The sequence below is a fragment of the Aeromonas sp. QDB11 genome, from assembly GCF_027705265.1.
GTDB classification, from domain to species: domain Bacteria; phylum Pseudomonadota; class Gammaproteobacteria; order Enterobacterales; family Aeromonadaceae; genus Aeromonas; species Aeromonas allosaccharophila.
Genome location: NZ_JAPDBM010000069.1, coordinates 1 through 24739, shown reverse-complemented (window position 1 = coordinate 24739; position 24739 = coordinate 1). Strand labels below are relative to the sequence as shown.

At 59.4% G+C, this 24739-nt stretch carries 23 protein-coding genes and 1 pseudogene; 15 read left to right on the top strand and 9 right to left on the bottom strand.

Going from position 1 to position 24739, the window contains the following annotated elements:
* Nucleotides 1-340: 340 nt before the first annotated feature.
* From hemG to pepQ, 4 genes are read right to left on the bottom strand one after another with little or no spacing between them, the layout of a single operon-like run.
* Nucleotides 341-865, bottom strand: a complete 525-nt coding sequence (gene hemG, locus OKC40_RS18700) for a menaquinone-dependent protoporphyrinogen IX dehydrogenase (RefSeq protein WP_162517529.1) — start codon at nt 863-865, stop codon at nt 341-343.
* Nucleotides 866-872: 7 nt separating this feature from the next.
* Nucleotides 873-2330 carry a TrkH family potassium uptake protein gene (locus OKC40_RS18695; protein ID WP_270796549.1) on the bottom strand — a complete coding sequence of 486 codons (1458 nt, stop codon included), beginning with the start codon at nt 2328-2330 and terminating at the stop codon, nt 873-875.
* 36 nt (nt 2331-2366) lie between these two features.
* Nucleotides 2367-2984 (bottom strand): YigZ family protein, encoded by a 618-nt coding sequence (locus tag OKC40_RS18690; RefSeq protein WP_139734388.1) that lies wholly within the window; start codon nt 2982-2984, stop codon nt 2367-2369.
* Nucleotides 2984-4306, bottom strand: a complete 1323-nt coding sequence (pepQ, locus tag OKC40_RS18685) for a Xaa-Pro dipeptidase (RefSeq protein WP_139734389.1) — start codon at nt 4304-4306, stop codon at nt 2984-2986. Before pepQ ends, OKC40_RS18690 begins: the two co-directional genes overlap by 1 nt.
* A gap of 191 nt (nt 4307-4497) precedes the next feature.
* Here pepQ and OKC40_RS18680 point away from each other — a divergent pair, with 191 nt between their 5' ends.
* The 6 genes from OKC40_RS18680 to OKC40_RS18655 all read left to right on the top strand — a co-directional run bounded on the left by OKC40_RS18680 (nt 4498) and on the right by OKC40_RS18655 (nt 13658).
* Nucleotides 4498-6435 (top strand): acetoacetate--CoA ligase, encoded by a 1938-nt coding sequence (locus OKC40_RS18680; protein WP_270796541.1) that lies wholly within the window; start codon nt 4498-4500, stop codon nt 6433-6435.
* A 204-nt stretch (nt 6436-6639) separates the two neighbouring features.
* Nucleotides 6640-8787, top strand: coding sequence for a fatty acid oxidation complex subunit alpha FadB (gene fadB, locus OKC40_RS18675; protein ID WP_270796537.1), 2148 nt, complete (start codon nt 6640-6642; stop codon nt 8785-8787).
* A gap of 21 nt (nt 8788-8808) precedes the next feature.
* A complete protein-coding gene (gene fadA, locus OKC40_RS18670; RefSeq protein WP_270796534.1) occupies nt 8809-9972 on the top strand; it encodes an acetyl-CoA C-acyltransferase FadA in 1164 nt (387 codons plus the stop codon).
* 278 nt (nt 9973-10250) lie between these two features.
* The gene (locus OKC40_RS18665; protein ID WP_005339475.1) at nt 10251-10973 is read left to right on the top strand and encodes a response regulator; all 723 of its coding nucleotides are present in this window, start codon (nt 10251-10253) and stop codon (nt 10971-10973) included.
* Nucleotides 10970-12415, top strand: coding sequence for an ATP-binding protein (locus tag OKC40_RS18660; protein ID WP_234663539.1), 1446 nt, complete (start codon nt 10970-10972; stop codon nt 12413-12415). Before OKC40_RS18665 ends, OKC40_RS18660 begins: the two co-directional genes overlap by 4 nt.
* A 4-nt stretch (nt 12416-12419) precedes the next feature.
* Nucleotides 12420-13658 carry an ABC transporter substrate-binding protein gene (locus OKC40_RS18655; protein WP_270796531.1) on the top strand — a complete coding sequence of 413 codons (1239 nt, stop codon included), beginning with the start codon at nt 12420-12422 and terminating at the stop codon, nt 13656-13658.
* Between the two features lie 75 nt (nt 13659-13733).
* Here OKC40_RS18655 and OKC40_RS18650 read toward each other — a convergent pair whose 3' ends face one another.
* A complete protein-coding gene (locus tag OKC40_RS18650; RefSeq protein ID WP_005339471.1) occupies nt 13734-13925 on the bottom strand; it encodes a hypothetical protein in 192 nt (63 codons plus the stop codon).
* A gap of 169 nt (nt 13926-14094) precedes the next feature.
* Between OKC40_RS18650 and tusA the strand changes: the two genes are divergently transcribed.
* From tusA to OKC40_RS18635, 3 genes are read left to right on the top strand one after another with little or no spacing between them, the layout of a single operon-like run.
* Nucleotides 14095-14340, top strand: a complete 246-nt coding sequence (gene tusA / locus OKC40_RS18645) for a sulfurtransferase TusA (RefSeq protein WP_005339470.1) — start codon at nt 14095-14097, stop codon at nt 14338-14340.
* A gap of 21 nt (nt 14341-14361) precedes the next feature.
* Nucleotides 14362-14709 (top strand): RidA family protein, encoded by a 348-nt coding sequence (locus tag OKC40_RS18640; protein WP_019446300.1) that lies wholly within the window; start codon nt 14362-14364, stop codon nt 14707-14709.
* A 10-nt stretch (nt 14710-14719) separates the two neighbouring features.
* Nucleotides 14720-14827, top strand: coding sequence for an endoribonuclease L-PSP (locus tag OKC40_RS18635; protein ID WP_442865906.1), 108 nt, complete (start codon nt 14720-14722; stop codon nt 14825-14827).
* Nucleotides 14828-14971: 144 nt separating this feature from the next.
* Here OKC40_RS18635 and OKC40_RS18630 read toward each other — a convergent pair whose 3' ends face one another.
* Nucleotides 14972-15628 carry an OmpA family lipoprotein gene (locus OKC40_RS18630; RefSeq protein WP_042060728.1) on the bottom strand — a complete coding sequence of 219 codons (657 nt, stop codon included), beginning with the start codon at nt 15626-15628 and terminating at the stop codon, nt 14972-14974.
* 257 nt (nt 15629-15885) lie between these two features.
* On the opposite strand from OKC40_RS18630, the gene OKC40_RS18625 reads away from it, so the two are divergent.
* A complete protein-coding gene (locus OKC40_RS18625; protein WP_270796529.1) occupies nt 15886-17922 on the top strand; it encodes a bacteriohemerythrin in 2037 nt (678 codons plus the stop codon).
* 114 nt (nt 17923-18036) lie between these two features.
* Here OKC40_RS18625 and OKC40_RS18620 read toward each other — a convergent pair whose 3' ends face one another.
* Nucleotides 18037-18375, bottom strand: a complete 339-nt coding sequence (locus tag OKC40_RS18620) for a hypothetical protein (protein WP_042060731.1) — start codon at nt 18373-18375, stop codon at nt 18037-18039.
* Nucleotides 18376-18453: 78 nt separating this feature from the next.
* A complete protein-coding gene (locus OKC40_RS18615; RefSeq protein WP_270796528.1) occupies nt 18454-19041 on the bottom strand; it encodes a DNA-3-methyladenine glycosylase I in 588 nt (195 codons plus the stop codon).
* Nucleotides 19042-19263: 222 nt separating this feature from the next.
* Here OKC40_RS18615 and glyQ point away from each other — a divergent pair, with 222 nt between their 5' ends.
* The 5 genes from glyQ to OKC40_RS18590 all read left to right on the top strand — a co-directional run bounded on the left by glyQ (nt 19264) and on the right by OKC40_RS18590 (nt 24317).
* Nucleotides 19264-20208, top strand: a complete 945-nt coding sequence (glyQ, locus tag OKC40_RS18610) for a glycine--tRNA ligase subunit alpha (protein WP_005307400.1) — start codon at nt 19264-19266, stop codon at nt 20206-20208.
* 9 nt (nt 20209-20217) lie between these two features.
* The gene (gene glyS / locus OKC40_RS18605) at nt 20218-22287 is read left to right on the top strand and encodes a glycine--tRNA ligase subunit beta (protein WP_270796527.1); all 2070 of its coding nucleotides are present in this window, start codon (nt 20218-20220) and stop codon (nt 22285-22287) included.
* A gap of 138 nt (nt 22288-22425) precedes the next feature.
* A complete protein-coding gene (locus tag OKC40_RS18600) occupies nt 22426-22872 on the top strand; it encodes a hypothetical protein (RefSeq protein ID WP_270796525.1) in 447 nt (148 codons plus the stop codon).
* Nucleotides 22869-23312, top strand: coding sequence for a hypothetical protein (locus OKC40_RS18595; RefSeq protein WP_152952594.1), 444 nt, complete (start codon nt 22869-22871; stop codon nt 23310-23312). Before OKC40_RS18600 ends, OKC40_RS18595 begins: the two co-directional genes overlap by 4 nt.
* A gap of 240 nt (nt 23313-23552) precedes the next feature.
* A complete protein-coding gene (locus tag OKC40_RS18590; RefSeq protein WP_270796521.1) occupies nt 23553-24317 on the top strand; it encodes an EAL domain-containing protein in 765 nt (254 codons plus the stop codon).
* A gap of 119 nt (nt 24318-24436) precedes the next feature.
* Here the strand turns inward: OKC40_RS18590 and OKC40_RS18585 are convergent.
* A pseudogene (locus OKC40_RS18585) lies at nt 24437-24739 on the bottom strand (hypothetical protein); the annotation flags it as partial.

The window sequence follows — 24739 nt, the reverse complement described above, 5'->3', positions numbered from 1 at the left end:
TGCTGTGAGTGCCCACACAGATTGCTTGATTCAAATTGTTAAAGAGCGTCACGCTTGTCGCGTTGAGGAGGCGCATATTACGCCTCTCACTTCGAAAGTCAAGCGATTGTTTTCGCTTTTCTTTCGGCGCCCACTTCGCTAGGAAGCTGGCTCATCAGTTTGGCGTGTTCCGCCGTGCTGGTAGGGGCGCATTATAGGGAGCCGCGCCGCGATGACAAGAGAAAAACTGCAAAAAATGGCACTTTTTACAGTTTTCCGGTTCAACCGTTGTTTTATTAAACAAAAGCCCCGCATCGGCGGGGCTGTTTCGGGCAATAAACCCTGAATTTACATCACACTGCTACCTTTTTGACCAGAATTTGCGGGCAAAGCTGCGCACCTTTTCCCAATCGGTAAATTCAATGTCCTTACTGGTGTCTGTACTGCCCCCGGTAATCTTCATGATCAGCTGGATGATGCGCGTCTGCCACCAGTTATAGCGGGAATATTGCAGCGCGCCGGCAAACACGCCCAGGGTTTTCGGCTTCCAGGGGGAGAGGCGCAGAAACTTCTTCATATAGGCATTGGTTTGCGGCGTCTGCTTCTCTGGCTTGCGGGCCGTCAGGTTGACACAGAAGAAGGCCGCATTGGCCACCTCCAGCTGCTCCTGATGAGCGTGAATAAAGCTGAACAGGCTGGGGTGGAAGTTGCCATAACGAATGGAGGCGCCGATCAAGACCTTGGCATACTTGCTGAGGTTGCACATCGGCAAGGTGTGCAGGTCGTGCATCACCACTTCGCATCCCGGCATCTGCTCCAGCATGACATCGACTATTTTGCGGGTTTGGCCATCCCGAGAGGAATAAAGCACCAGAATCTTGTCCATAACAACCTCAACTACGCCAGAATGCAGGAGTAAACAGTACCAGAAGCGTGAAAATTTCCAATCGGCCAAACAACATAGCCAACACCAGTACCCACTGGGCCGCTGGCGAGATATTGCCGAAGTTGGCTGATACCTCTCCCAAACCCGGGCCTACGTTGGTGAAAGCCGCAGCCACAGCGGTGAATGCGGTCACTTCGTTCAGCCCCGTCATCAGCAACAGCAGCATGAACATAAAGAAGAGAATAATATAGGTGGCGAAGTAGCCCCACACCGCCTCGACGATGCGCTCGGGCACCGCCCTATTCCCCAGCTTTAAGGTATAGATGGCTCTGGGGTGAACCAACCGCTTCAACTCGCGCATCCCCTGCATGAACAGGATCATGAAACGCATCACCTTGATGCCGCCGCCAGTACTGCCCGCGCAACAGCCAATAAAGGCGGAGAACATCAGCAGCATGGGAAGGAACGAGGGCCAATCGGCATAGGTCGTGGTGCTATAGCCGGTGGTGGTACCCAGAGAGACCGCCTGGAAAAGGCCGTGGTTGAGCGCCTCTTGCCAGGTGGCGTAGTGCCCGTGGGTCAACAAGGCGACAAAGCAGATCATCACCAGGGTCGCCTGAATGGCCAGGAACACCTTGAGTTCCGAGTCATAGAGATAGCGCCCGATCCGAACCGGACGGTGGGAGAAAACGGTAAAGTGGAGCGCAAAGTTCACGCTGGCCAGCAGCAGGAACACCACGGTAATCAGGTTGATGATCGGACTGTTGAAGAAACCGATGCTGGCATCGTGAGTGGAGAAGCCACCGACCGACAGAGTCGAGAACGAATGGCACACCGCATCGAACAGCGTCATTCCGGCGAGCCAGTAGGCCAGCGCACAGAGCGCGGTCAGCAGCAGATAGATGAACCAGAGCGCCTTGGCCGTTTCGGCGATGCGCGGCGTCACCTTGGTATCCTTCACCGGCCCCGGGATCTCGGCGCGATAGAGCTGCATGCCCCCGATCCCCAGCAGTGGCAGAATGGCCACCGCCAGTACGATGATCCCCATGCCCCCCAGCCACTGCAGCAGCTGGCGATAGAACAGAAACGCCTTGGGCAGATTATCGAGCCCGGTCAGTACCGTCGCGCCTGTGGTGGTCAGGCCGGAAAAAGATTCGAAGAAGGCCTCCGAGACCGACATGTCCGGCACGTCGCTCATGATGAAGGGCACAGCCCCCACACTGCCCAGCACGGTCCAGAACAGCACCACGATGAGGAAACCCTCTTTCGAGCGCATCTCCTTCTTGTGATAGCGATTGGGAAACCAGAGCACCACGCCGAGCAGCAGGGCGATCAGAAAAGAGCTGACGAACTCGGCACCACCACCATCCCGATAGCCAAAGGCTACCAGTGCAGGCAACAGCATGGTCGAGCTGAACAGCGCAACCAGCAGGCCAACAATGCGAATAATGCTCAGAATGTGCATTACAGCTCCCTTTCCCCAATTAAAGAGCGATGGATTCTAGCCATCTAAGGGACTGAGGGATACCCGCCCATGAGTCCGGTCGGTCAATTCACGGTCCACCTGAGCCCAAACCGAGGACTCCCACGCCACCTGCAAGGTGACCTGCTGACCGTAATCGACCGCCAGCAATTCGCCATTATGGCTGCTGATCAGCGACTCGACCGTCCCCATGTCACCGTAATCGCAGTGAATGAGAGAGGGAGTGCGTGGCACCTTGAGCAGGGTGGGCAGCTGCTTGAGGGCGGCACCGACGCCGCCTCCATAGGCTTTGACCAGTCCACCGGTGCCAAGCTGGATGCCGCCGTAGTAACGCACTACCACGGCGCAGATTTCACCGAGCCCCGACCCCATCAACTGGGCCAGGATCGGTTTGCCCGCCGTACCGGAAGGTTCGCCGTCATCGCTGAAGCCATAAACCTGGCTATCTTGCGGCGCACCTGCCACAAAGGCCCAGCAGTGGTGGCGAGCGGCCGGATGTTGGCGCTTGATCTCGTTAACCCACCCCTTGGCCGCCTCGACGGTCGGGGTGTGGGCGATCAGGGTAATGAAGCGGCTCTTCTTTATCTCTTCGGTCAACTCCAGCGGGGCAGCCGGAATGGAGTACGCTGCAGCCATCAGAGCCCTGCTTGTCTGGTCATGTTCTCCACCCCGTTGGCGTGCAGCACCACGTTGTCTTCGATGCGGATGCCGCCGAACGGACGCAGCGCCTCCACCTTGTTCCAGTTGACCCGCTTGCCCTGTTCGCCCTGACGCAGCGGCTCCAGCAAACTGTCGATGAAGTAGAGGCCCGGCTCGATGGTGAACACCTGACCCACCTCCATCACCCGGGTGCAGCGCAGATAGGGGAACAGCTCGGGCGCCGCCAGATGGGTGCCGCGCTCATCCTGCATGAAACCGCCAGCATCGTGCACCTGCAGACCGAGGAAGTGGCCGAGACCGTGGGGGAAGAACACATTGGTCACCCCGGTGTTGATCATCTCGTCCACCGACATGTCCACCAGCTCGGTCGCTTGCAGCAGGCGCGCCAGCTTGTGATGCATCAGCAGGTGCAGCTCGCTGTAACGACGACCGGGTCTGATCTCCTTGATGATCTCCTGCTGCTGCTCGTCGAGGGCAGCAATCAGATCGGCAAACTCGCCTCGCCGCCACGCCCAGGTACGGGTGATGTCGGAGGCATAACCGTGGAAATCGACACCGGCATCGATCAGGAAGGAGTGGCGCTCCGCATCGGGCACCCGCACGGCAGACAAGTGGGTGTAGTGAAGGATGGCCGCATTGCGGTTGATGGCGACGATATTGCCGTAGGGCGCCTCATTGGCCCCCTGCCCGACCGCTTTCATATAGGCCAGATTGATCTCGAACTCGCTCGCCCCCGCCATAAAGGAGTCCTTGGCGGCAATATGGCCGCGTACCCCGATCCGGTTCGCCTCGCGCAGACACTCCAGCTCGTAGGGTGTCTTGTAGGCGCGGTGATAGTGCAGGTAGTTGAGTACCGCCTCCGGATTGGGCTGGGTCAGCCCCAGCAGCTCGGCCACTTCCAGATGACCGCCCAGATAGGCCCACTCCTGCCTGTTGGCTGGTAGATGGTCGGCCACCTGTTCCGGCCGGGTCAGGAAACGGATATCGAAGAACTCGACCCAGAAGGCATTGGGCAGATCCGCTACCTTGTGCCAGAAATCCACCGGGCGGTAGAACAGCAGGATTGGTTTGTTCACCCCGTCCACCAGCAGCCAGCAGTGGGGATTGTCCAGCACCGGCAACCAGGCTTTGAAGTGCGGGTTTACCTTGAACGGATAATCCTGATCATCAAGGAAGATGCGGTGAGTCTGGCCGGAGTGGATGGCCAGTCCGCTGAGCCCCTGTTGTTGCAGAATGTCGCGGGTGCGCTGCTGCAAGGTATCGAGGTGCTGGGCAAAAAGTTGGCTGTAGCTGCTCATGGCGTCCTGCTCCGAGGTGAATGTGATTGCAGCATAACATCAAGCGCTTGGCGGCTCGACCCGTCAAGCTGCCGCTTCGTGAGGTAACGCATACGTTACAAACGTGTTTGTTATCAACAGAAAACCAATCATTAACAAATCAAAAACAATTCAATACACTGCCGGTAGATACATGAAGTCAGGGATTACTCATGGACAACCTCTGCCTGTGGCAACCGGATCCGCTCGGGATGCAGCAATCCAACCTCTACCGTTTTATGGCGGAGGTGAACCGTTTCCACGGCTTGCAGTTGCAGAACTACCCGCAGCTTTACCAATGGTCGGTGGAGAAGACCACCCGTTTCTGGCCGCTGGTATGGCAGCACTGCGGCGTCAAGGGCGAGCTCGGCAACATAGTGGCGGAGAACCGTCAGGATATGCAGCGCACCCGCTGGTTCCCAGATAGCCGCCTCAACTTCGCCGAAAACCTGCTGCGCCGCCAGGACGAGAGCCCGGCCATCATCTCCCGCATCGAAGGTAGCCCAAGTCGCACTCTGAGCTGGGGTGAACTGGGGGAACAGGTTGCCCGGCTGGCGCAGTGGCTACGTCATCAGGGGATTGGTCGTGGCGATGTGGTCGCCGCCTACCTGCCCAATATTCCGGAAACCGTGGTTGCCATGCTGGCAACCACCAGCCTCGGGGCGATCTGGACCTCCACCAGCCCCGACTTTGGCGAGGCTAGCGTGGTAGAGCGCTTCGGCCAGACCCGGCCGCGAGTGCTGTTTGCGGTGGATGGCTATCGCTACAACGGCAAAGCTATCGATATTCAGGACAAAGTAGTAGGGGTCGTCAGCCAGATCGGCAGCATAGAGCAGACGGTGATGATCCCCCTGCTCGGCAACCCGCTGCAGCTTGGTCACGACTGGCAGCAAGTGCTGGCGAGCCAGCCGGACGCCAGCCTCCAGTTCGAGCCGATGGCCTTCAATGACCCGCTCTATATCCTCTATTCATCCGGCACCACCGGCAAACCCAAGTGCATCGTGCACGGCATCGGCGGCACCCTGCTGCAACACCTGAAAGAACACCAGCTGCACTGCGACATCAAACCGGGAGAGCGGATCTTCTACTTCACCACCTGCGGCTGGATGATGTGGAACTGGCTCGTAAGCGCCCTCGCCTCCGGCGCCACCCTGGTGCTCTATGACGGATCGCCATTTTACCCGGATGGCAACGTGCTGTGGGATCTCGCCCGCGACGAAGAGGTCGTCCTGTTCGGCACCTCGGCCAAGTATCTCGATGCGTTGCACAAACAAGGCTATGCCCCCGTCAACACTCATGACTTGCCACACTTGCGGCTGATCTGCAGCACCGGATCTGTGTTGTCGCCGGAGGGGTTTGACTACGTCTATCAACAGATCAAAACAGATGTACAACTGAGCTCCATCTCAGGCGGCACCGACATCTGCTCCTGCTTCGTCATCGGCAATCCACTCAGCCCAGTCTATCGCGGCGAGAGCCAGGGGCGCGGCCTCGGCCTCGCGGTGCAGGTATTCAACGAGGCGGGCCAGCCGGTGCAGGGAGAGAAGGGCGAGCTGGTCTGCACCAAGCCGTTCCCGGCCCAGCCTATCTACTTCTGGGGCGACGAGAATGGCGACAAGTACCACGCAGCCTACTTCGAGCGGTTCGACAACATCTGGTGCCACGGCGACTGGATCGAGCTGACCCCGACTGGCGGCATTCTGTTCTACGGCCGCTCCGACGCCACCCTCAACCCGGGCGGCGTGCGCATCGGCACCAGCGAGATCTACCGCTATGTCGAGCAGCTGGACGAGGTGGAGGAGAGCATCGTCATCGGCCAACAGTGGCAGCAAGACGAGCGGGTGGTGCTGTTCGTCAAGCTCAAGGTGGGTTGCAAGCTGGATGAGCCGCTGCGCGAGCGGATCCGCCAGCAAATAAAGCAGCACTGCACCGCCCGCCACGTGCCCGCCCGCATCCTGCAGGTGGATGCCATCCCCCGCACCAAGTCCGGCAAGATCGTCGAACTGGCGGTGCGGGAGGTAGTGCACAACAGACCCGTCAACAACACCCACGCCCTCGCCGATCCCGAGGTGCTGAACCAGTATCGCAACCGGCCGGAACTGGCCAGTTGATAGCAAACTCATATTCATCCGAGGCGCCGCAAGGCGCCTCTCTTTTGCCCGTTTTGTGATGAAGAGCTTTTACTCGAGATCTGTTAAACAAATGTTTTAAATAGGTGTTGAAAATGTCTCCTTTTGGATCAATAGTGAGCCTCGCCCCCTGCTGGGGATTAAGGAGCACCACTCCCCACTGAGTGGGAACAAGGAGACACTCTCATGATCTACCAAGGCGAAACCCTGTCGGTCAGCTACCTCGAAAACGGCATTGCCGAGCTGAGGTTTGATGCCCCGGGTTCAGTCAACAAGCTGGATCGCGCTACCCTGCTCTCCCTGAGCGAAGCGATCGCCGCATTACAACAAGAACGTGAACTAAAAGGTCTGATCCTCACCTCCGGCAAAGACGCCTTTATCGTCGGTGCCGACATTACCGAATTCCTGGAACTGTTCGATCTGCCGCAAGAAGATCTGCTCGGCTGGCTGAAAAAGGCCAACGACATCTTCAACGCCATCGAAGATCTGCCGGTGCCGACCCTCTGTGCCATCAAGGGTCACGCCCTCGGCGGCGGCTGCGAGACCATTCTCTCCACCGACTTCCGTCTGGCTGACACCACAGCCAAAATCGGCCTGCCCGAGACCAAACTCGGCATCATGCCGGGCTTTGGCGGCACAGTCCGTCTGCCGCGGGTGATCGGCGCCGACAACGCGCTGGAGTGGATCACCACCGGCAAGGATGTCCGTGCCGATGACGCCCTCAAGGTGGGCGCCATCGATGCCGTGGTCGCCCCCGATGCGCTGCACAGCGCCGCCGTGCAGATGATCAAAGATGCCATCGCGGGCAAGCTGGACTGGCAGAGCCGTCGCGCCGCCAAAAAAGCCCCGCTGCGCCTCTCCAAACTGGAAGCCATGATGAGCTTCACCACCGCTGCCGGCATGGTTGCCGCCGTGGCGGGCAAACACTATCCGGCACCGATGACTGCGGTGAAAACCGTCGAGGCCGCCGCTGGCATGGGCCGTGACGAAGCGCTGGCCGTCGAGGCACAGGGCTTTATCAAGCTGGCCAAGACCGATGTCGCCAAGGCGCTGGTCGGGATCTTCTTGAACGATCAGCACATCAAGGCACTGGCCAAGAAGGCGGCCAAGCAGGCGAGCAAAGCCACCGGCCACGCCGCCGTACTGGGTGCCGGCATCATGGGTGGCGGCATCGCCTACCAGTCTGCCAGCAAGGGCATTCCGGCGGTGATGAAGGACATCAACGAGAAGGCGCTGGCACTTGGCATGGGCGAAGCCACCAAGCTGCTCAACGGCCAGCTCGAAAAGGGCCGCATCGACGGCATCAAGATGGGCCAGGTGCTCTCTGCCATTACCCCGACCCTCAGCTATGACAACGTCAAGCATGTGGATGTGGTGGTCGAAGCCGTGGTCGAGAATCCCAAGGTGAAAGCCGCCGTACTGGGCGAAGTGGAAGGGATCATTGGCGAAGACGCCGTGCTCGCCAGCAACACCTCCACCATTCCCATCTCCCTGCTGGCCAAGGGGCTGAAGCGCCCGCAGAACTTCTGCGGCATGCACTTCTTCAACCCGGTACACCGCATGCCACTGGTGGAGATCATCCGCGGCGAGCAGACCTCCGATGAAACCATCAACCGCGTGGTGGCCTATGCCGCCGCCATGGGCAAGTCCCCGGTGGTGGTCAACGACTGCCCGGGCTTCTTCGTCAACCGCGTGCTGTTCCCCTACTTCTTCGGCTTCAACAAGCTGGTCGCCGATGGCGCCGACTTCGCCGCCGTCGACAAGGTGATGGAGAAAGAGTTTGGCTGGCCTATGGGCCCCGCCTACCTGCTGGACGTAGTCGGCATCGACACCGGCCACCATGCCGGTGACGTGATGGCACAGGGCTTCCCGGCACGCATGAGCAAGGAAGGCCGCACCGCCATCGACGTGATGTACGAAGTGAGCCGCTTCGGTCAGAAGAATGGCAAGGGCTTCTACGCCTACGAGCAGGACAAGAAGGGCAAGCCGAAGAAGGTGGCCGACGCCGCCAGCTACGAGCTGTTGGCCCACATCGCCAAGCCGAAACAGGATTTCGACAAGGAAGCCATCATAGCTCGCATGATGATCCCGATGATCAACGAGGTGGTGCTCTGTCTGGAAGAGGGCATTGTTGCCACGCCAGCCGAAGCCGACATCGCACTGGTCTACGGTCTGGGCTTCCCTCCCTTCCGCGGCGGCGTGTTCCGCTATCTGGACACCATTGGTCTGGATCGCTACGTGGCCATGGCCGACCAGTATGCCGACTTGGGCCCGCTCTACCGCGTCAGCGACAAGCTGCGTGAGATGGCCGCCCAGGGCAAAACCTTCTACTGATTGCGGAAAGGAGATCCATTCATGAAAGACGTAGTCATTGTCGACTGTATCCGGACCCCGATGGGCCGGTCCAAGGGCGGCGCCTTCCGCAACGTGCGTGCAGAAGATCTGTCCGCGCACCTGATGAAATCCATCCTGCTGCGCAACCCCAACCTCGACCCGAACGAAATCGAGGATATCTACTGGGGCTGCGTGCAGCAGACCCTGGAGCAGGGCTTCAACATCGCTCGCAACGCCGCGCTGCTGGCCGGTATTCCGAAGCAGGTGGGGGCGGTCACCGTCAACCGGCTGTGTGGCTCCAGCATGCAGGCGCTGCATGACGCCTCCCGCGCCATCCAGGTGGGTGATGGGGACATCTTCATCATCGGCGGCGTCGAGCACATGGGTCATGTACCGATGAGCCACGGTGTGGACTTCCACCCCGGCATGGCCAAGTCGGTGGCGAAAGCCTCCGGCATGATGGGGCTGACCGCCGAAATGCTCGGCAAGCTGCACGGCATCAGCCGCCAGCAGCAGGACGAGTTTGCCGCCCGCTCCCACCGTCGCGCTTATGCTGCGACCGTGGAAGGGCGCTTCGCCAAAGAGATCGTCGGTCTGGAAGGCCATGACGCCAGCGGCGCCCGCTTCTTCTACGACTACGACGAGGTGATCCGCCCGGAGACCACGGTCGAAACTCTGAGCCAGCTGCGCCCGGTGTTTGACCCGGTCAACGGCACCGTCACCGCCGGCAGCTCCTCGGCCCTGTCCGATGGCGCAGCCGCCATGCTGGTGATGAGCGCGGATCGTGCCAAGGCCCTCGGCCTCACGCCGCGCGCCAAGGTACGTGCCATGGCCATCGCCGGCTGTGACGCCGCCATCATGGGTTATGGCCCGGTGCCGGCCACCCAGAAAGCGCTCAAGCGTGCCGGTCTGACTGTCGGTGATATCGACCTGTTCGAGCTGAACGAGGCGTTTGCCGCCCAGTCCCTGCCCTGCGTGAAGGATCTGGGTCTGCAGGATCTGGTGGACGAGAAGGTCAACCTGAACGGCGGCGCCATTGCGCTGGGCCACCCGCTCGGCTGCTCCGGTGCCCGCATCTCCACCACCCTCATCAATCTGATGGAGGAGAAGGATGCCACCCTGGGCGTGGCCACCATGTGTATCGGTCTGGGTCAGGGCATCGCCACCGTATTCGAACGGGTGTGATAACCAGCCGGATCGACGGGATGCACTACTGAGAGTTGTCCCTTTTCGGGGTCAGTCTGACTGGCCCCTTTTCAAGTCTGTGACGATCGCCACACGGGGTGAGCGTCAGTGGTCAGAAGCTGTCTGTTGGCCGTCCCGTTTGGGTCGGCCTTTTTTCGTTTTAACCTTATCAATAGGCTGTTATTGCCTTAAACCTCACATTAGATGGGGGGCTTGCTTGCTTTTTACTCCCCCGACAGGTTCAATCTGCACAAAAAAATGGGTGGATGCACATACATATGTCAATGAGCAAACAACTGCTGATCGTCGATGACGACCAAGAGATCCGCGAGCTGCTCAATGAGTACCTGACCCGGGCGGGCTTTCAGGTATTGACGGCGGCGGAGGGCAACGAGATGCGCCAGCAACTCGCCCAGCACAGCCCGGACCTGATTATTCTGGACATCATGATGCCCGGCGAGGACGGTTTTACCCTCTGCCAGCAGATCCGTCGTGACTCCCAGGTGCCCATCATCATGCTGACCGCCGCCTCCGACGAGGCCGATCGGGTGATCGGCCTGGAACTCGGTGCCGACGACTATATCGCCAAGCCGTTCAGCCCCCGTGAACTGCAGGCCCGCATCAAGGCGCTGCTGCGCCGCGCCGAATTCCGCCAGCCGGAAAAAGAGAAAGAGCCTAGCCGCCGCCTGCGTTTTGCCGAGTGGACCCTCGACACCCTGAGCCACCAGCTGACCCATGACGATGGCAGCCTGCTGGATCTCTCCGGCAGCGATGCCATGCTGCTCGGCATGTTCCTGCAACAGCCCGGCGTGGTGCTGGATCGGGACACCATCTCCGATGCCACCCGCGGCCGCGAAAGTCTGCCGATGGAGCGCGGCATCGACGTGCAGATCAGCCGTCTGCGCCAGAAGCTGGGCGACAACGGCAAGAGCCCGCGCATCATCAAGACCATTCGCGGTAGCGGCTACATGCTGATTGCCGAGGTGCACGAACTGCCATGAGCAACAAGTGGTCCTGGGGGGCGCTGGTGCCCCGCTCCCTGCTGTCACGGATGATCCTGCTGCTGTTGCTGGCCATCCTGCTCTCCCAGACCATTCTGACCGGCATCTGGATGCAGCAGATCCAGAAGCGGGAGCTGGAGGGGATGATCAGCACTACCCGCAACCTGGCACTCTCCGCTGCTTCCACCGTCAACTTCTTCAAATCTCTGCCGCTGCAGTATCGCCATATCGCGCTGGACCAGCTGCGCAACATGGGTGGCAGCCGCTTCTTCGTCTCGCTCAACGAGGAAGAGATCCATATCAACGCCATCCCCGAGAGCGAACGCAAGACGCTGGTGCTGCAGGAGGTGCAGGGAGTGCTGACCCGCAAGCTCTCCGATGCCATGGCGATCAAGGTGGACTTCTCCCGACCCGACGACCTGCACGTCTTCAACAACGACACCTTGCTGGCGGATCTCCCCTCCTCCTGGGCCCGCTACACCCTGTCGCTGGAACCGCTCAACCCGCCGGTGCTGGTGACCCAGATCGAAATTGAAAAGGGGGAGTGGCTCTATCTGGCGGCCCTGCTGCCCGCCCCCTACATGACCCTCGACGATACCGTGATGCCGAGCAATCAGGTGCGCTTTATCGCCCTGATGACGGTGTTCCTCTGCTTCTTCACCTTTATGCTGGTGCGCTGGCAGACCCGTCCGCTGCGTCGGCTCGCCAAGGCGGCGGTCAACCTCGGCAAGGATATCGACCAGCCCTCGCTGAAAGAGGAAGGGGCATCGGAAATCGTGGCGGCCACCCGCGCCTTCAACATCATGCAGCACCGCATTCGCCGCTATATCGACGATAGAGAGCGGCTGTTCAGCTCCATCTCCCACGACCTCAAGACCCCCATCACCCGGCTGCGGCTGCGGGTCGAGCTGCTCGACGACGAGGTGCAGATCGGCAAGTTCAACAAGGACCTCGACGAACTGGAGCTGATGGTGAAAGGGGCGCTGCAGACGGTGAAAGAGACCGACATCCACGAGAACATCGAGGAGATCGACATCAATGCCCTGCTGGAGCAGATGGCGGAGTCGATGAACCTGCACGACGAGCGGCTGACTATCGAAGGCCACTGCAAGTGGCCCTATCGCGGCAAGCTGCTGGCGCTCAAGCGCTGCATCGGCAATCTGGTGGACAACGGCATCAAGTACGGCCAGCGGGTGCGCATCATCATCATGGATGACGAGGAGATGCTGATCCTCTTCATCATGGACGAGGGCCCCGGCCTGCCGGATGACCAGTTCGAGCGCATCTTCGAGCCCTACTACCGGCTCAGCACCGATCAGGCGGGCACTGGCCTCGGCCTTGGCATCGCCCGCAACATTGCCCACGCCCACGGCGGCGATCTGGTGCTGGAAAACCGTCCGCAAGGTGGCCTGCAGGCCACGCTCTCCCTACCAAGGCAGTAACCTTATGAAGTGGTTGTCTTTTTCTGTCATCGCCCTGCTATCACTACCGGCGTGCGCCTCTCAGGTGGAGGTGTTGCACTGGTGGACCTCCGGCGGTGAAGCCAAGGCCGTGGAGGTGCTCAAATCCGAGTGGACCGAACAGGGCAACCAGTGGAACGACTTCGCGGTACAGGGGGGCGGCGGCAAGAGCGCCATGACGGTATTGAAGAGCCGGGCACTGGCGGCCAACCCGCCGGAGGCAGCCCACCTCAAGGGCTATGAACTCAAGGAGTGGGCCGGACTCGGCTTTCTGCGCGATCTCAGCCCGATGGCCGAACACCTCGGCTGGTACGCCAAAATGCCCCCCATGGTGCGGGCCACCCTCAGCCAGAGTGACGCCCTGATGGCGGTGCCCACAGGTATTCACCGGGTCAACTGGTTGTGGCTCAACCGCAAGGTGTTCGAACAGCAAAAGCTCACTCCACCCACCGACTGGGCCCAGTTCGTCACCATCGCCGACCAGCTTAAACAACGGGGCATCACCCCGCTCGCCATCGGCAACGAGCCCTGGCAGCTGGCAGTGTTGTTTGAAACGGTGGCGCTCGGTGAGGGCGGCAAGGAGTTCTACCGCAAGGCATTCCTCGAACAGGACAGCGCCACCCTGACCGGCCCCGACATGGTGCGGGTGCTGACCCGCTTCCAGCAGCTACGTGCCTATGTGCCGCAAAAATACGCCGGTCTGAAGTGGCATCAGGCCACCAATCTGCTGGAGAGCGGTGGCGCCGCCATGCAGGTGATGGGGGACTGGGTGAAGGGGGAGCTGAGCGCGGGCAACTACCGGCCGGGTGAGGATATCGCCTGCCTGCCGAGCCCGGGCAGTGCCGGACTGTTCAGCTACAACCTCGACTCCATCGCCATGTTCAAGCAGCGGGATCCAGCCCAGCTGCAGGCCCAGGGCGAGCTGGCCCAGCTGCTGATGACGCCGACATTCCAGGCAGAGTTCAACCGGGTGAAGGGATCGATCCCGGCGCTGACCAACCCCGACATGAGCAAGTTCGACCGCTGCGCCGTGCGCTCCTATCAGGATTTCCTGCTGGCGGAAAAGCAGGACAACCTGCTGCCCAGCATGGCGGAGGGGATGGCGACGCCGACCAATATGCGGCAGGCGATCATGGATGTGCTGAGCAACTACTTCAACGACCCCAAAGCGAACCCGGAGCAGACGGCGCTGCATCTGGAGCGGGCGATGCGCTCGACCCGCTGATCCGGGCAAATGGCTGATCGGCAGAAATGACAAAGGCGGAATTGCTCCGCCTTTGTTGTTGAATCGTCATCCGGTTCAGGATTGATCGTTTTCGTCCTCATCCTCGTCATAGTAATCGCTGAGCTCGATCCAGAGCCCCAACCCCACCATCACCATGGAGCCGAACCAGGTACCGGTGTTCCCGATCGGGCTGCCCATCACTATCATGGCGAAGGACAAGAACCCCATGCCTGCATAGGCTTGTAATCTGCCGTAGGAGACCTGCATATTCACCTCCTTGTTGAATATGGTTCAATTTTTATATTACTCGTCCGGCGCAAGCTGGGTAGGGTCAAATAACATTTTGGTTACATATGCTGGCTGATGGGGCGTTTGTTTGATTATTTTTTAGCCCTGAGTATCATTGGCAGCCGAATAGGTTGAAGGTTGATAATAGATGAGTGATTTATTCTGCGGCGCAACTCACGAGTTGGACGCAATCGGGCTTCGTTGCCCGGAACCCGTTATGATGGTTCGCAAGAAAGTGCGGCTGATGGCGGATGGCGAGACCCTGCTGGTCAGCGCCGACGATCCTTCAACCACCCGCGACATCCCCAGTTTCTGCCGCTTTATGGATCATACCCTGGTCGCCAGCGAGACAGAGCAGGCCCCCTACCGCTATCTGATCCGCAAGGGTCAATAAGCCCCCGTACCGGAGCACTCCATGACAACCATTACCCGAATCGGCACCACCCAGCGTTGGTCAGACGTGGTCATCCACAATGGCACCCTCTACGTGGTGGAAGTGCCCGTCAGCGAAGAGGCCGACATCCACCAGCAGACCCGCGAAGTGCTTGAGAGCCTGCAACGCCTGCTGGAAGCCAACGGCTCCGGCGTCGACAAGATCCTGATGGCCAATATCTATCTCAAAGACATTCAGGACATCGCTGCCTTCAACGAGCAGTGGGATGCCTGGATCCCGGCTGGCACTGCACCCGTGCGTGCCTGCGTACAAGCCCGCCTCGCCCACGAAGGCTACAAAGTGGAAGTGCAGCTCACTGCCGCTGTCTAAGTAAAACGGGATGCCTGGCTCCCCTGATGCCGACACCGCACCGGTTAGAGCTTGCGTACTGGCCCGCCTCGCCCACGAAGGCTACAAGGTGGAAGTGCAGCTCACTGCCGCTGTCTAAGAGGCGGTTATCCCCCTCATCCCCAACCCTTCTCCCACAAGGGGAGAAGCGAGCAAAGAATAAGGTGCCATTGCTCGCCACGGCTCCAATAGAAAGGCCCCGCCATCACTGGCGGGGCCTTTTCGTTACCAAAACCTGAACGACTTAGGCGGTCGGGGTCAGGGTAATGGTCACGCGACGGTTCTGGGCTTTGCCAGCCGCGGTGCTGTTGGAGGCGATCGGCTGATCCGGGCCTACACCGGTGGTGGAGATACGACTACCAGCGACACCCTGACCAATCAGCTGGGCGGCAACGGCATCGGCACGCTCGCGGGAGAGCTTCATGTTCAGATCGCGGGAGCCGCTGCTGTCGGTGTGACCGACCACGTTCAGGCGAGTCTTGTCGAACTCGGCAACCACCATGGCCACACCGGAGAGGGTGTTGGCACCGGCCGCTTTCAGCTGGGCGCTGGAGCTGTCGAAGGTGACGTTGTTCGGCATATTGAGGATCAGCTGGTCGCCATTGCGGGTGACGCTGACGCCGGTGCCTTGCAGCTTCTCGCGCAGCTTGGCTTCCTGCACATCCATGTAGTAACCGATACCGCCGCCCAGCGCCGCACCAGCCGCCACACCAGTCAGGATCCCCTTCTTGCGGTCACCCTTGCTGGAGGACATGGCACCGATTGCCGCGCCGGTTGCGGCACCAGCCAGAGAACCCCAGACCGCCTTTGAGGTCTGCTGCTCACCGGTGTACGGGTTGGTAGTACAGCCGCTCAGGGCCACGGCCAGCGCAACCGCCGGAACAATTGTCTTGAAATGCATGAAAAAAAACCTCTGAAAAAACCGACTCAAAACCACAAAGCGCGCATTCTACCCCAGCCGCGTGCCAAGGTGTGACGTCAGGATACGGATTGCGCCCTCTTCTGGCGGATGGCCGCCATTATGCCGGGTTGCACTGGACAAGAGCTGAACACCGGACCATCCCCCATGACCGAGCCCCCGGCCACAAACGACAGCGGGCTGGCTGACGCCATTGACTACTATTGAAGGCACTATCAATAGATCTTTGAGGTCTCGCCATGTTTGCACTGCTTCGCAACCTCTCGATCCGCCATCTGCTGTTGGGCGCGAGCCTGGTTATCCTGCTGACCATGGTGCTGGGCGGCATCTGGCGCAGCACCCTGACCGATCGGCTCGGACAACTGCCAGAACAGCTGATCACCAGCGCCAACCGGCAAATCACCCTGCAGGAGCTGCGTTATCACACTACTCAAGTGCAGCAATTTCTAACCGATGCAGCCGTCTCGGGGGAGCAGGACTCCGTTGCCGAAGCGGAGCAGCATGCCCAGACTGCCCGGCAGCTGCTCGACACCCTGCCACAGTTGCAGAGTGCCCTCACCCCCTTGCTGGCCCGCCAACTGGAGACAGGCAAACGGATGGTCGATGCCTATCTCAAGGAGGGGCGCGAAGCGGGCAACCGCCTGATGAAACAGCCGGGCGAGGGATTTGACGCGATAACCGATAGCATCGCCACTCAGGTGGCAGGGGCGCTGGAGCAGCAACAACAACAGCTGATGGGTCAGGAGCGGGAGATCGCCACCCAAAGCAGCGCCCTGCAAAGCCAGGATCTGCTGCTGCTCGTGGTCAGCCTCACCATCATCATGCTGATGTTGCTGCTGATCCATCTCAAGACGGTGCGGCCACTGCAACAGTTGATGACCCAGCTGGTTGAGCTGGCCAACCACAGCCACAACCTCACGTTCCGGCTGCGCAGCCGCGGACAGGACGAATTCGCCTACCTCGCCACCGTCTTCAACCGCTTCCTCGACAATATCGACAGCCTGATCGGCTCGGTGCAGCAGGTCTCTCACAAGACCCACGACAAGATGGCGCTGCTGATGAACCATTCCGGCAGCACCCTGAGCAGCATGCAGCGGGCGCAGCAAAGTACCGACATGCTGGCGACCGCCATCAATGAAATGACCGCCACCGTCCACAACATCGAACACAATACCGAGCAGGCCAGTCAGGATACCCTGCTCACCCAGCAGCAGGCACACGATGGCCAGCAGCAGGTGAGCCAGACCATCGCCCTGATCCGTCAGGTGGCCACCCATATCGAGCAATCCGCCGGTGAGGTGACCCGGCTGGATCAGGAGAGCAGCCAGATCGGCAACATTCTGCAGGTGATCAGCACCATCTCGGAACAGACCAACCTGCTGGCGCTCAACGCCGCCATCGAGGCAGCTCGGGCTGGCGAACAGGGGCGCGGCTTTGCGGTGGTCGCCGACGAGGTGCGTCAGCTGGCAACCCGCACCCAGGCCGCCACCGTCGATATCCAGCAGCGGATCGAAGCGTTGCAAAACAACACCCGCCATGCCGTCAGCACCATGCATACCACCCGCAATGTCAGCGAACAGGCGGTCAACCAGGCCGCGGGCACCGGCGAAACCCTGAATGCCATTGTCTCGGCCATTACCCGGGTCGCCGACATGAATGGCCAGATCGCCACGGCAGCCGAGCAACAGGCTCAGGTCGCGGAAGAGACCAATCGCAACGTCATGCAGGTTGCCAATATTGCTCGTGAATGCCTCGAGTTGGCCCGCGAGAGTCGTGCCCACACGCGCGACCTGAACCAGTCCAATGAGGAGATCAGCCTGATCAGCGACCAGTTCGAGGTAAGCCAGCAGCAATCAACGGGCCATGAACACGACCTGCTGCGCTGGAACGAGACATTCATGGTGGGTGTGGCGAGCGTGGATCGTCAGCACCAGGGCCTGTTCGACGCGATGAACCGCTTCTACCACGCGGTCAGTGATAACAGTCCGGCGCAGGTGCGCAAACAGCGGCTGGACGAGCTGCTCAAGCTCGCAATTCAGCACTTTGCCGACGAGGAGCGCAGTATGGAACAGGCGCGCTATCCCGAGCTGCAACGCCACAAACAGGAGCATGCCAGGCTGCTGGCCGAGCTGGGCAACCTGATCCGCCGCGAAGATGGCGACGAACAGGATCTCAACATGGAGATGATCATCTTCCTCAAGAGCTGGCTGCTCAACCATATCCTGAAGGTGGACAAGCAATACAGCGAGTGCATGGTAAAGGCGGGAGTTGCGTAAGCCGCCACCCGGCGACCAGATGCAAAAAGGCTCCCGTTTTCGGGAGCCTTTTTCTTGTCACACTGTTTGGCTGCCAGCGGTTGGCCTGATCGGGCCACTGCCATGACGCGAGGATCAGCGGCGGCGGATATCCCGCGCATCTTCCCGCACATCCTGCTTGAACTGGCGCTTGTCCTGACGGCAGTCGACGTTGTTCAGGTACTCTTCCTGACGGCAATCCTGCTTCATGTCGCGAGCCTGCGGGCGGCCATCCTGACGCACATCGCGGGCATCCTGACGGGCGTCCTGATGACCGGTGTAGCTATCCTGACGAACATCCCGTGCGTCGCTGCGGGCATCCTGACGAATGTCGCGCGCCTCTTTGACCGCCAGGGCAGGCAGTGAGGTCAGCAGGGTGGCGCAAGCCAGGATCAGGGCGCGGCAGGCGCGTCCGCGAACAGTGATGAAAGACATGAATGACTCCTTGATTGGGGAGCGCAATTCTGAACGGCCATCACTGTATCCCGACTGAACCGGATACCACAAAGGGGCTCAATCCGGCTTCTTTTGCTGCTCTTTTTGGCACTCGGCGTGGCAAGGACAGCTGACCAGATGATCGTTCACCATCCCCACTGCCTGCATAAAGGCGTAACAGATGGTGCTGCCGACGAAGTTGAAGCCGAGCTTCTTGAGCGCCTTGGACATGGCATCCGACTCCGGCGAGGTCGCCGGAATATCGCCGTTGCCCTGCCGCTGGTTGACGATGGGGGCACCGCCGACAAAGCCCCACAGGTAGTCGGCGAAGTCGATCCCCTGCTCCTGCAACGCCAGATAAGCGCAGGCATTTCTGATGATCGACTGCACCTTGAGCCGGTTGCGAATGATGCCGCTGTCCTGCATCAGCCGCTCTACATCCTGCTCGTCGAAGCGGGCAATCTGCACCGGATCAAAGTCGGCATAGGCGCGGTAGTAGCTCTCGGTGCGCTTGAGGATGGTGATCCACGACAGCCCCGCCTGCTGGCCGTCGAGGCAGAGCTTGGCAAACAGCTCGCGGGCGTCATAGACCGGCCTGCCCCACTGTTTGTCATGGTATTCAATGTATTCCGGGTCCTTGGTCACCCAGGCGCAGCGCAGTTCCATTTCCTCTCCCTCGTTATTTCAGCGGTTTGCCCGACCCTGCCCACTCTGCAGGCGGCACTGCTCACATCATATACCGGACATCCCGCCCGACCAGCCAGAGCGCAGCACCATCCCGCGAATCCGCTGCAATTTCGCCTATTATCCGACCATGCCAGACGGTATACTCCCTCGGTTCACATTCAGCAAATCTTGCTCTGATTTTCACTTCGCGCGAAAAAAATTATGCAAAAATTCGATGTCAAAACCTTTCAGGGCCTGATCCTGCAGCTGCAGGACTATTGGTCCCGCCAGGGCTGTACCATCATTCAGCCGCTGGATATGGAAGTGGGTGCCGGTACTTCCCACCCCATGACCTGTCTGCGTGCCCTGGGCCCGGAGCCCATCGCCTGCGCTTACGTGCAACCGTCCCGCCGTCCGACTGACGGCCGCTACGGTGAAAACCCGAACCGCCTGCAGCACTACTACCAGTTCCAGGTGATCATCAAGCCTTCCCCCGACAACATTCAGGAACTCTATCTGGGCTCCCTGAAAGAGCTGGGCATGGATCCTGAAATCCACGACATCCGCTTCGTGGAAGACAACTGGGAAAACCCGACTCTGGGTGCCTGGGGTCTGGGTTGGGAAGTGTGGCTGAACGGCATGGAAGTGACCCAGTTCACCTACTTCCAGCAGGTTGGCGGCCTCGAGTGCAAGCCGGTCACCGGCGAGATCACCTACGGTCTCGAGCGTCTGGCCATGTACATTCAGGGCGTGGACAGCGTCTACGATCTGGTCTGGTCTGACGGCCCGCTGGGCAAGACCACCTACGGCGACGTGTTCCACCAGAACGAAGTGGAGCAATCCACCTACAACTTCGAACACGCCGATGTGGAGTTCCTGTTCCACTGCTTCGAGCAGTACGAGAAGGAAGCCCAGAATCTGCTGGCACTGGAAAAACCGCTGCCGCTGCCTGCCTACGAGCGCATCCTCAAAGCCGCTCACTCCTTCAACTTGCTGGATGCCCGCAAGGCCATCTCGGTCACCGAGCGTCAGCGCTACATCCTGCGCATTCGCACCCTGACCAAGGCCGTGGCCGAGGCATACTACGCCTCCCGCGAAGCGCTGGGCTTCCCGATGTGCCAGCGTAGCGACGACATGCGTGAGCGCAGTGAGAACAAGCAAGGTTAAGGAACGGACATGGCACAACATACATTTCTGGTAGAGATCGGTACTGCTGAGCTGCCGCCCAAAGCCCTGCGCTCCCTGGCCGAAGCCTTTGCCGACAACTTCAAAGCCGAACTGGCCAAGGCCGATCTGGCCTTCGGCGACGTCGAGTGGTTTGCTTCACCGCGCCGTCTGGCGCTGAAGGTAAGCGAGCAGGCTGGCGAACAGCCGAGCAAGAGCGTCGAAAAGCGCGGCCCGGCCGTGGCACAGGCGTTCGATGCCGAAGGCAAGCCGACCAAGGCTGCCGAAGGCTGGGCCCGTGGCAACGGCATCACAGTTGAGCAGGCCGAGCGTCTGGTCACCGACAAGGGCGAGTGGCTGGTTCACACCGCCAAGGTCGAAGGCCGTCCGGCTGTCGATCTGCTGGGTGAGCTGGTTGCCTCTGCACTGGCCAAACTGCCGATCCCGAAAATGATGCGCTGGGGCGACAAGACCATCCAGTTCGTGCGTCCGGTCTTCACCGTGACCCTGCTGCTGGATGGCGAGCTGGTTCCCGCCCACATTCTGGGTATCGACTCTGCCCGCACCATTCGCGGCCACCGCTTTATGGGCGAGAGCGAGTTCACCATCGACAACGCCAGCCAGTACCCGCAGATCCTGCAGGAGCGTGGCATGGTGATTGCCGACTTTATGGCGCGCAAGGCCAAGATCAAGGCTGACGTCGAAGCGGCTGCTGCCGCCTTCGGTGGCGTGGCCGATCTGGACGACGCCCTGCTGGAAGAAGTGACCGCACTGGTCGAGTGGCCGGTGGTGCTGACTGCCAACTTCGAAGAGAAGTTCCTGGCCGTTCCGGCTGAAGCGCTGGTGCACACCATGAAGGGTGACCAGAAGTACTTCCCGGTCTACGACAAGAACGGCAAGCTGCTGCCGAAGTTCATCTTCGTCACCAACATCGAGTCCAAAGACCCGAGCCAGATCATCAGCGGCAACGAGAAGGTGGTTCGCCCCCGTCTCTCTGACGCCGAATTCTTCTTCAAGACCGACCTCAAGCAGACTCTGGCCTCCCGCCTGCCGCGCCTTGAAACCGTGCTGTTCCAGCAACAGCTGGGCACCGTCAAGGCCAAGGTCGAGCGCATCGAGACCGTCGCCGGCTTTATCGCCGAGCGCATCGGCGCTGATGTCACTCAGGCCAAGCGTGCCGGTCTGCTCTCCAAGTGTGACCTGATGACCAACATGGTCGGCGAGTTCACCGACACCCAGGGTGTCATGGGGATGCACTACGCCCGTCACGATGGCGAAGACGAAGCAGTGGCCGTGGCCCTCAACGAGCAGTACATGCCGCGCTTTGCCGGTGATGCCCTGCCGTCCGGTCTGGTTGCCTGCGCCGTCGCGCTGGCCGACAAGTTCGACACCCTGGCCGGTATCTTCGGCATCGGCATGCTGCCGAAGGGTGACAAGGACCCGTTCGCCCTGCGTCGCGCCGCCATCGGTGCCCTGCGCATCATGACCGAGAAGCAGCTGGATCTGGATCTGGTTGAACTGGTTGAAGAAGCGGTACGCGTCTACGGCGACAAGCTGACCAACAAAACCGTCGTCACCGACGTGGTCGACTTTATGCTGGGCCGCTTCCGCGCCGCCTATCAGGACGAAGGCATCGGTGCCGACGTGGTGCTGGCCGTACTGGCCCGCCGCCCGACCCGTCCGCTCGACTTCGATCGTCGCGTCAAGGCCGTCAGCCACTTCCGCACGCTGGATGCCGCACTTGCATTGGCTGCCGCCAACAAGCGCGTGAGCAACATTCTGGCCAAGGTCGAAGGCGAATTGCCGACTGCCGTCAAACCGGAACTGCTGGTCGATGCCGCCGAGAAGGCGCTGGCCACCCAGGTTGCCGAACTGCAAGCCGAACTGGCCCCGCTGTTCGCCGCCGGTGACTATCAGGCTGCCCTCACCCGTCTAGCCGCCCTGCGCGAACCGGTCGACACCTTCTTCAACGAAGTCATGGTGATGGCCGATGACGAGGCCCTCAAGGCCAACCGTCTGGCGCTGCTGAACAACCTGCGCAACCTGTTCCTGCAAGTCGCGGATATCTCCCTGCTGCAGTAACGAAGATTGCCTGTATTACCCCAAAATGGCGCCATAGGCGCCATTTTTTTACAGATAGGTTCAATACAAGAATCTCTGTGTGATAAGGTTAGTATTTTTATGACATGAGTCATTATCAATAGGATAAAGGAACCTAAATTGCCTAAAGACTCTAAGAATGTCGCATCAAAGCATTTTTCTGGCGAGATATTCGACAAGCCGTTAATAATGGAAGGTTTTATAGAAAGCGAGCCCACACGTTATATCGCTGAAATGCCATACGATTTAACTAGATATGAATTTAGCATCATAAAAAAGCCTGATAACACAGAAATGTATTTTAATTTGTTTGCAGGTGCTAGTATAGGCCTACTAATATCGATCATTGGAAAAGCCGTAGCCTCCTTAGTAGCTAAAGAAGACCCTCAACTAGCTGGATGGGAAATAATATCGCTAGTCATTGGCTTATTTATTTGCCTAGTAACAAAGCGTTTCGTTAAATCTAATGAAGACAAAGAAAAGGAAGATTTACTAGACGCGATAGAAGAGCACTTCATCAATAACAAAAAAAGAAAACTACATGTTACTAAGGGAGAATGGCAATGAAGATTAATTCTCTTCCCACCAACTATAAGGCACCGAGTAGTATTTATATCGGTAGCAACATCATATCCAATGTTAATACTTTGATAGATTTCAAAGGATTCGCTCCCATATTAATAGGGGATGGCAAGATTCCCAGGATATGGATTAATATACCAGCCAAACAAGATGGTTCAGAGTGGTATCCATTGGTGAAAGATAATTTTTCTACAAACCCATCTGTTCTTGTAATTAAAAGCGGAAATAGAGTTAAAGTAACTACGCCAGATGGCGTGATAATTGACTGTGAAAAAGAAAAGAATGGAAGTGTTACAGTTAATAAATTAAACTTAAAACCCTTTGGTTTAAATGTTTATTCAGATGAAAAAAGCATGAGCATTATGAATGCAACTTTCTCATCAAGCAAATTTTCAAACATGATGTCCGTAATTGGCATTAGCTAACAATGTCAGTTCGTAGGTTCGATTAGCGCAGCGTAATCGGACGTTCGCGTAAATCAACTCTCCCGCCATAACGGCCAGCCGAATTTCCCCCTCCGGCTGGCCGCCCCTGTTTCATGGCAATAACCGCAACCAAAGCCTCTCGATCGTCCGATTACGCTTCGCTAATCGAACCTACTGGGGGGTAATGAGCTGTTATCATTTGAGACAGTGCCCAGCGCCGCCACGCCCAAGAGGAAAGTCATGGATATACCTGCCGCCCCGCCCCCCGCCATCTGCCAGCTGTGTCAGGAGAAAGCAGATCTCGATTTCGACTTCACCATGGCTTTTCAGCCCATCGTCGATTGCAGCCAGCGCACCATCTTCGGCTACGAGGCGCTGGTGCGGGGGCTCAACAACGAACCGGCGCAGAGCGTGATTGCCCAGGTCAACGATGGCAATCGCTACCGCTTCGACCAGCTGTGCCGGATCAAGGCCATCGCGCTGGCCGCCCGGCTCGATATGCGGGGCATGCTGAGCATCAACTTTCTGCCCAATGCGGTCTACCGTCCGGAGCGCTGCATCCGCACCACCCTGCAGGCGGCCCGCGAGCACAACTTCCCCATCGAGCAGATCATGTTCGAGCTGACCGAGGTGGAGCAGGTGCAGGATAGCCAGCATCTTCGCGGCATCGTCGATCACTATCAGGCGCTCGGCTTCAAAACGGCGATCGATGACTTTGGCGCCGGTTACTCAGGCCTCAACCTGCTGGCCGATTTTCACCCCAACATCGTCAAACTCGATATGCACCTGCTGCGCGGCATCGACCATGACCCGACTCGGCAAGCGATAGTGCGTCACTGTCTGGCGCTGTTTGTGGAGCTGAAGATCACCCCGCTGGCAGAGGGGATCGAGACCCGCGAAGAGATGGCCTGCCTGCGGGAGATGGGCGTCAGCCTGATGCAGGGCTATCTGTTTGCCCGCCCCGGCTTTGAAACCCTGCCGGAAGTGGATTTCGTCAGCCTCTAAGCCATGTCGGCATGCACTGACCCCCTCAGCCGACTCCCGCCTGAATAAGAAAACGGACACCCTCGGGTGTCCGTTTTTATGTCATATCACCTTGCCCCGAGGGGCTGTGTACTGACGGTTTACAAATAGCTCTCATCGACACCGATATGGGCCAGCGCAGCCAGTTCGAGCGGCGTCAGCTGGCTGGCGGAGTCGATCATGGTCGGCTCGCCACGGGCGGACCCGGGCAGTTGCAGCCGCTCCTTGAGCGCATCGGTCAGGCTGCCCACCAGATTGCCCATGCGGGTCAGGCGGGAGACCAGCACGGCCTCAGGGCTGCTTTCGCTATCGGCAAAGCCGGAGACCTGGTAACTGTTCACCCAGATGGCATTGACAGGAAAAAGTGAGACGATCATCCCTTGATCCACTGTTGCCCCTTGCCT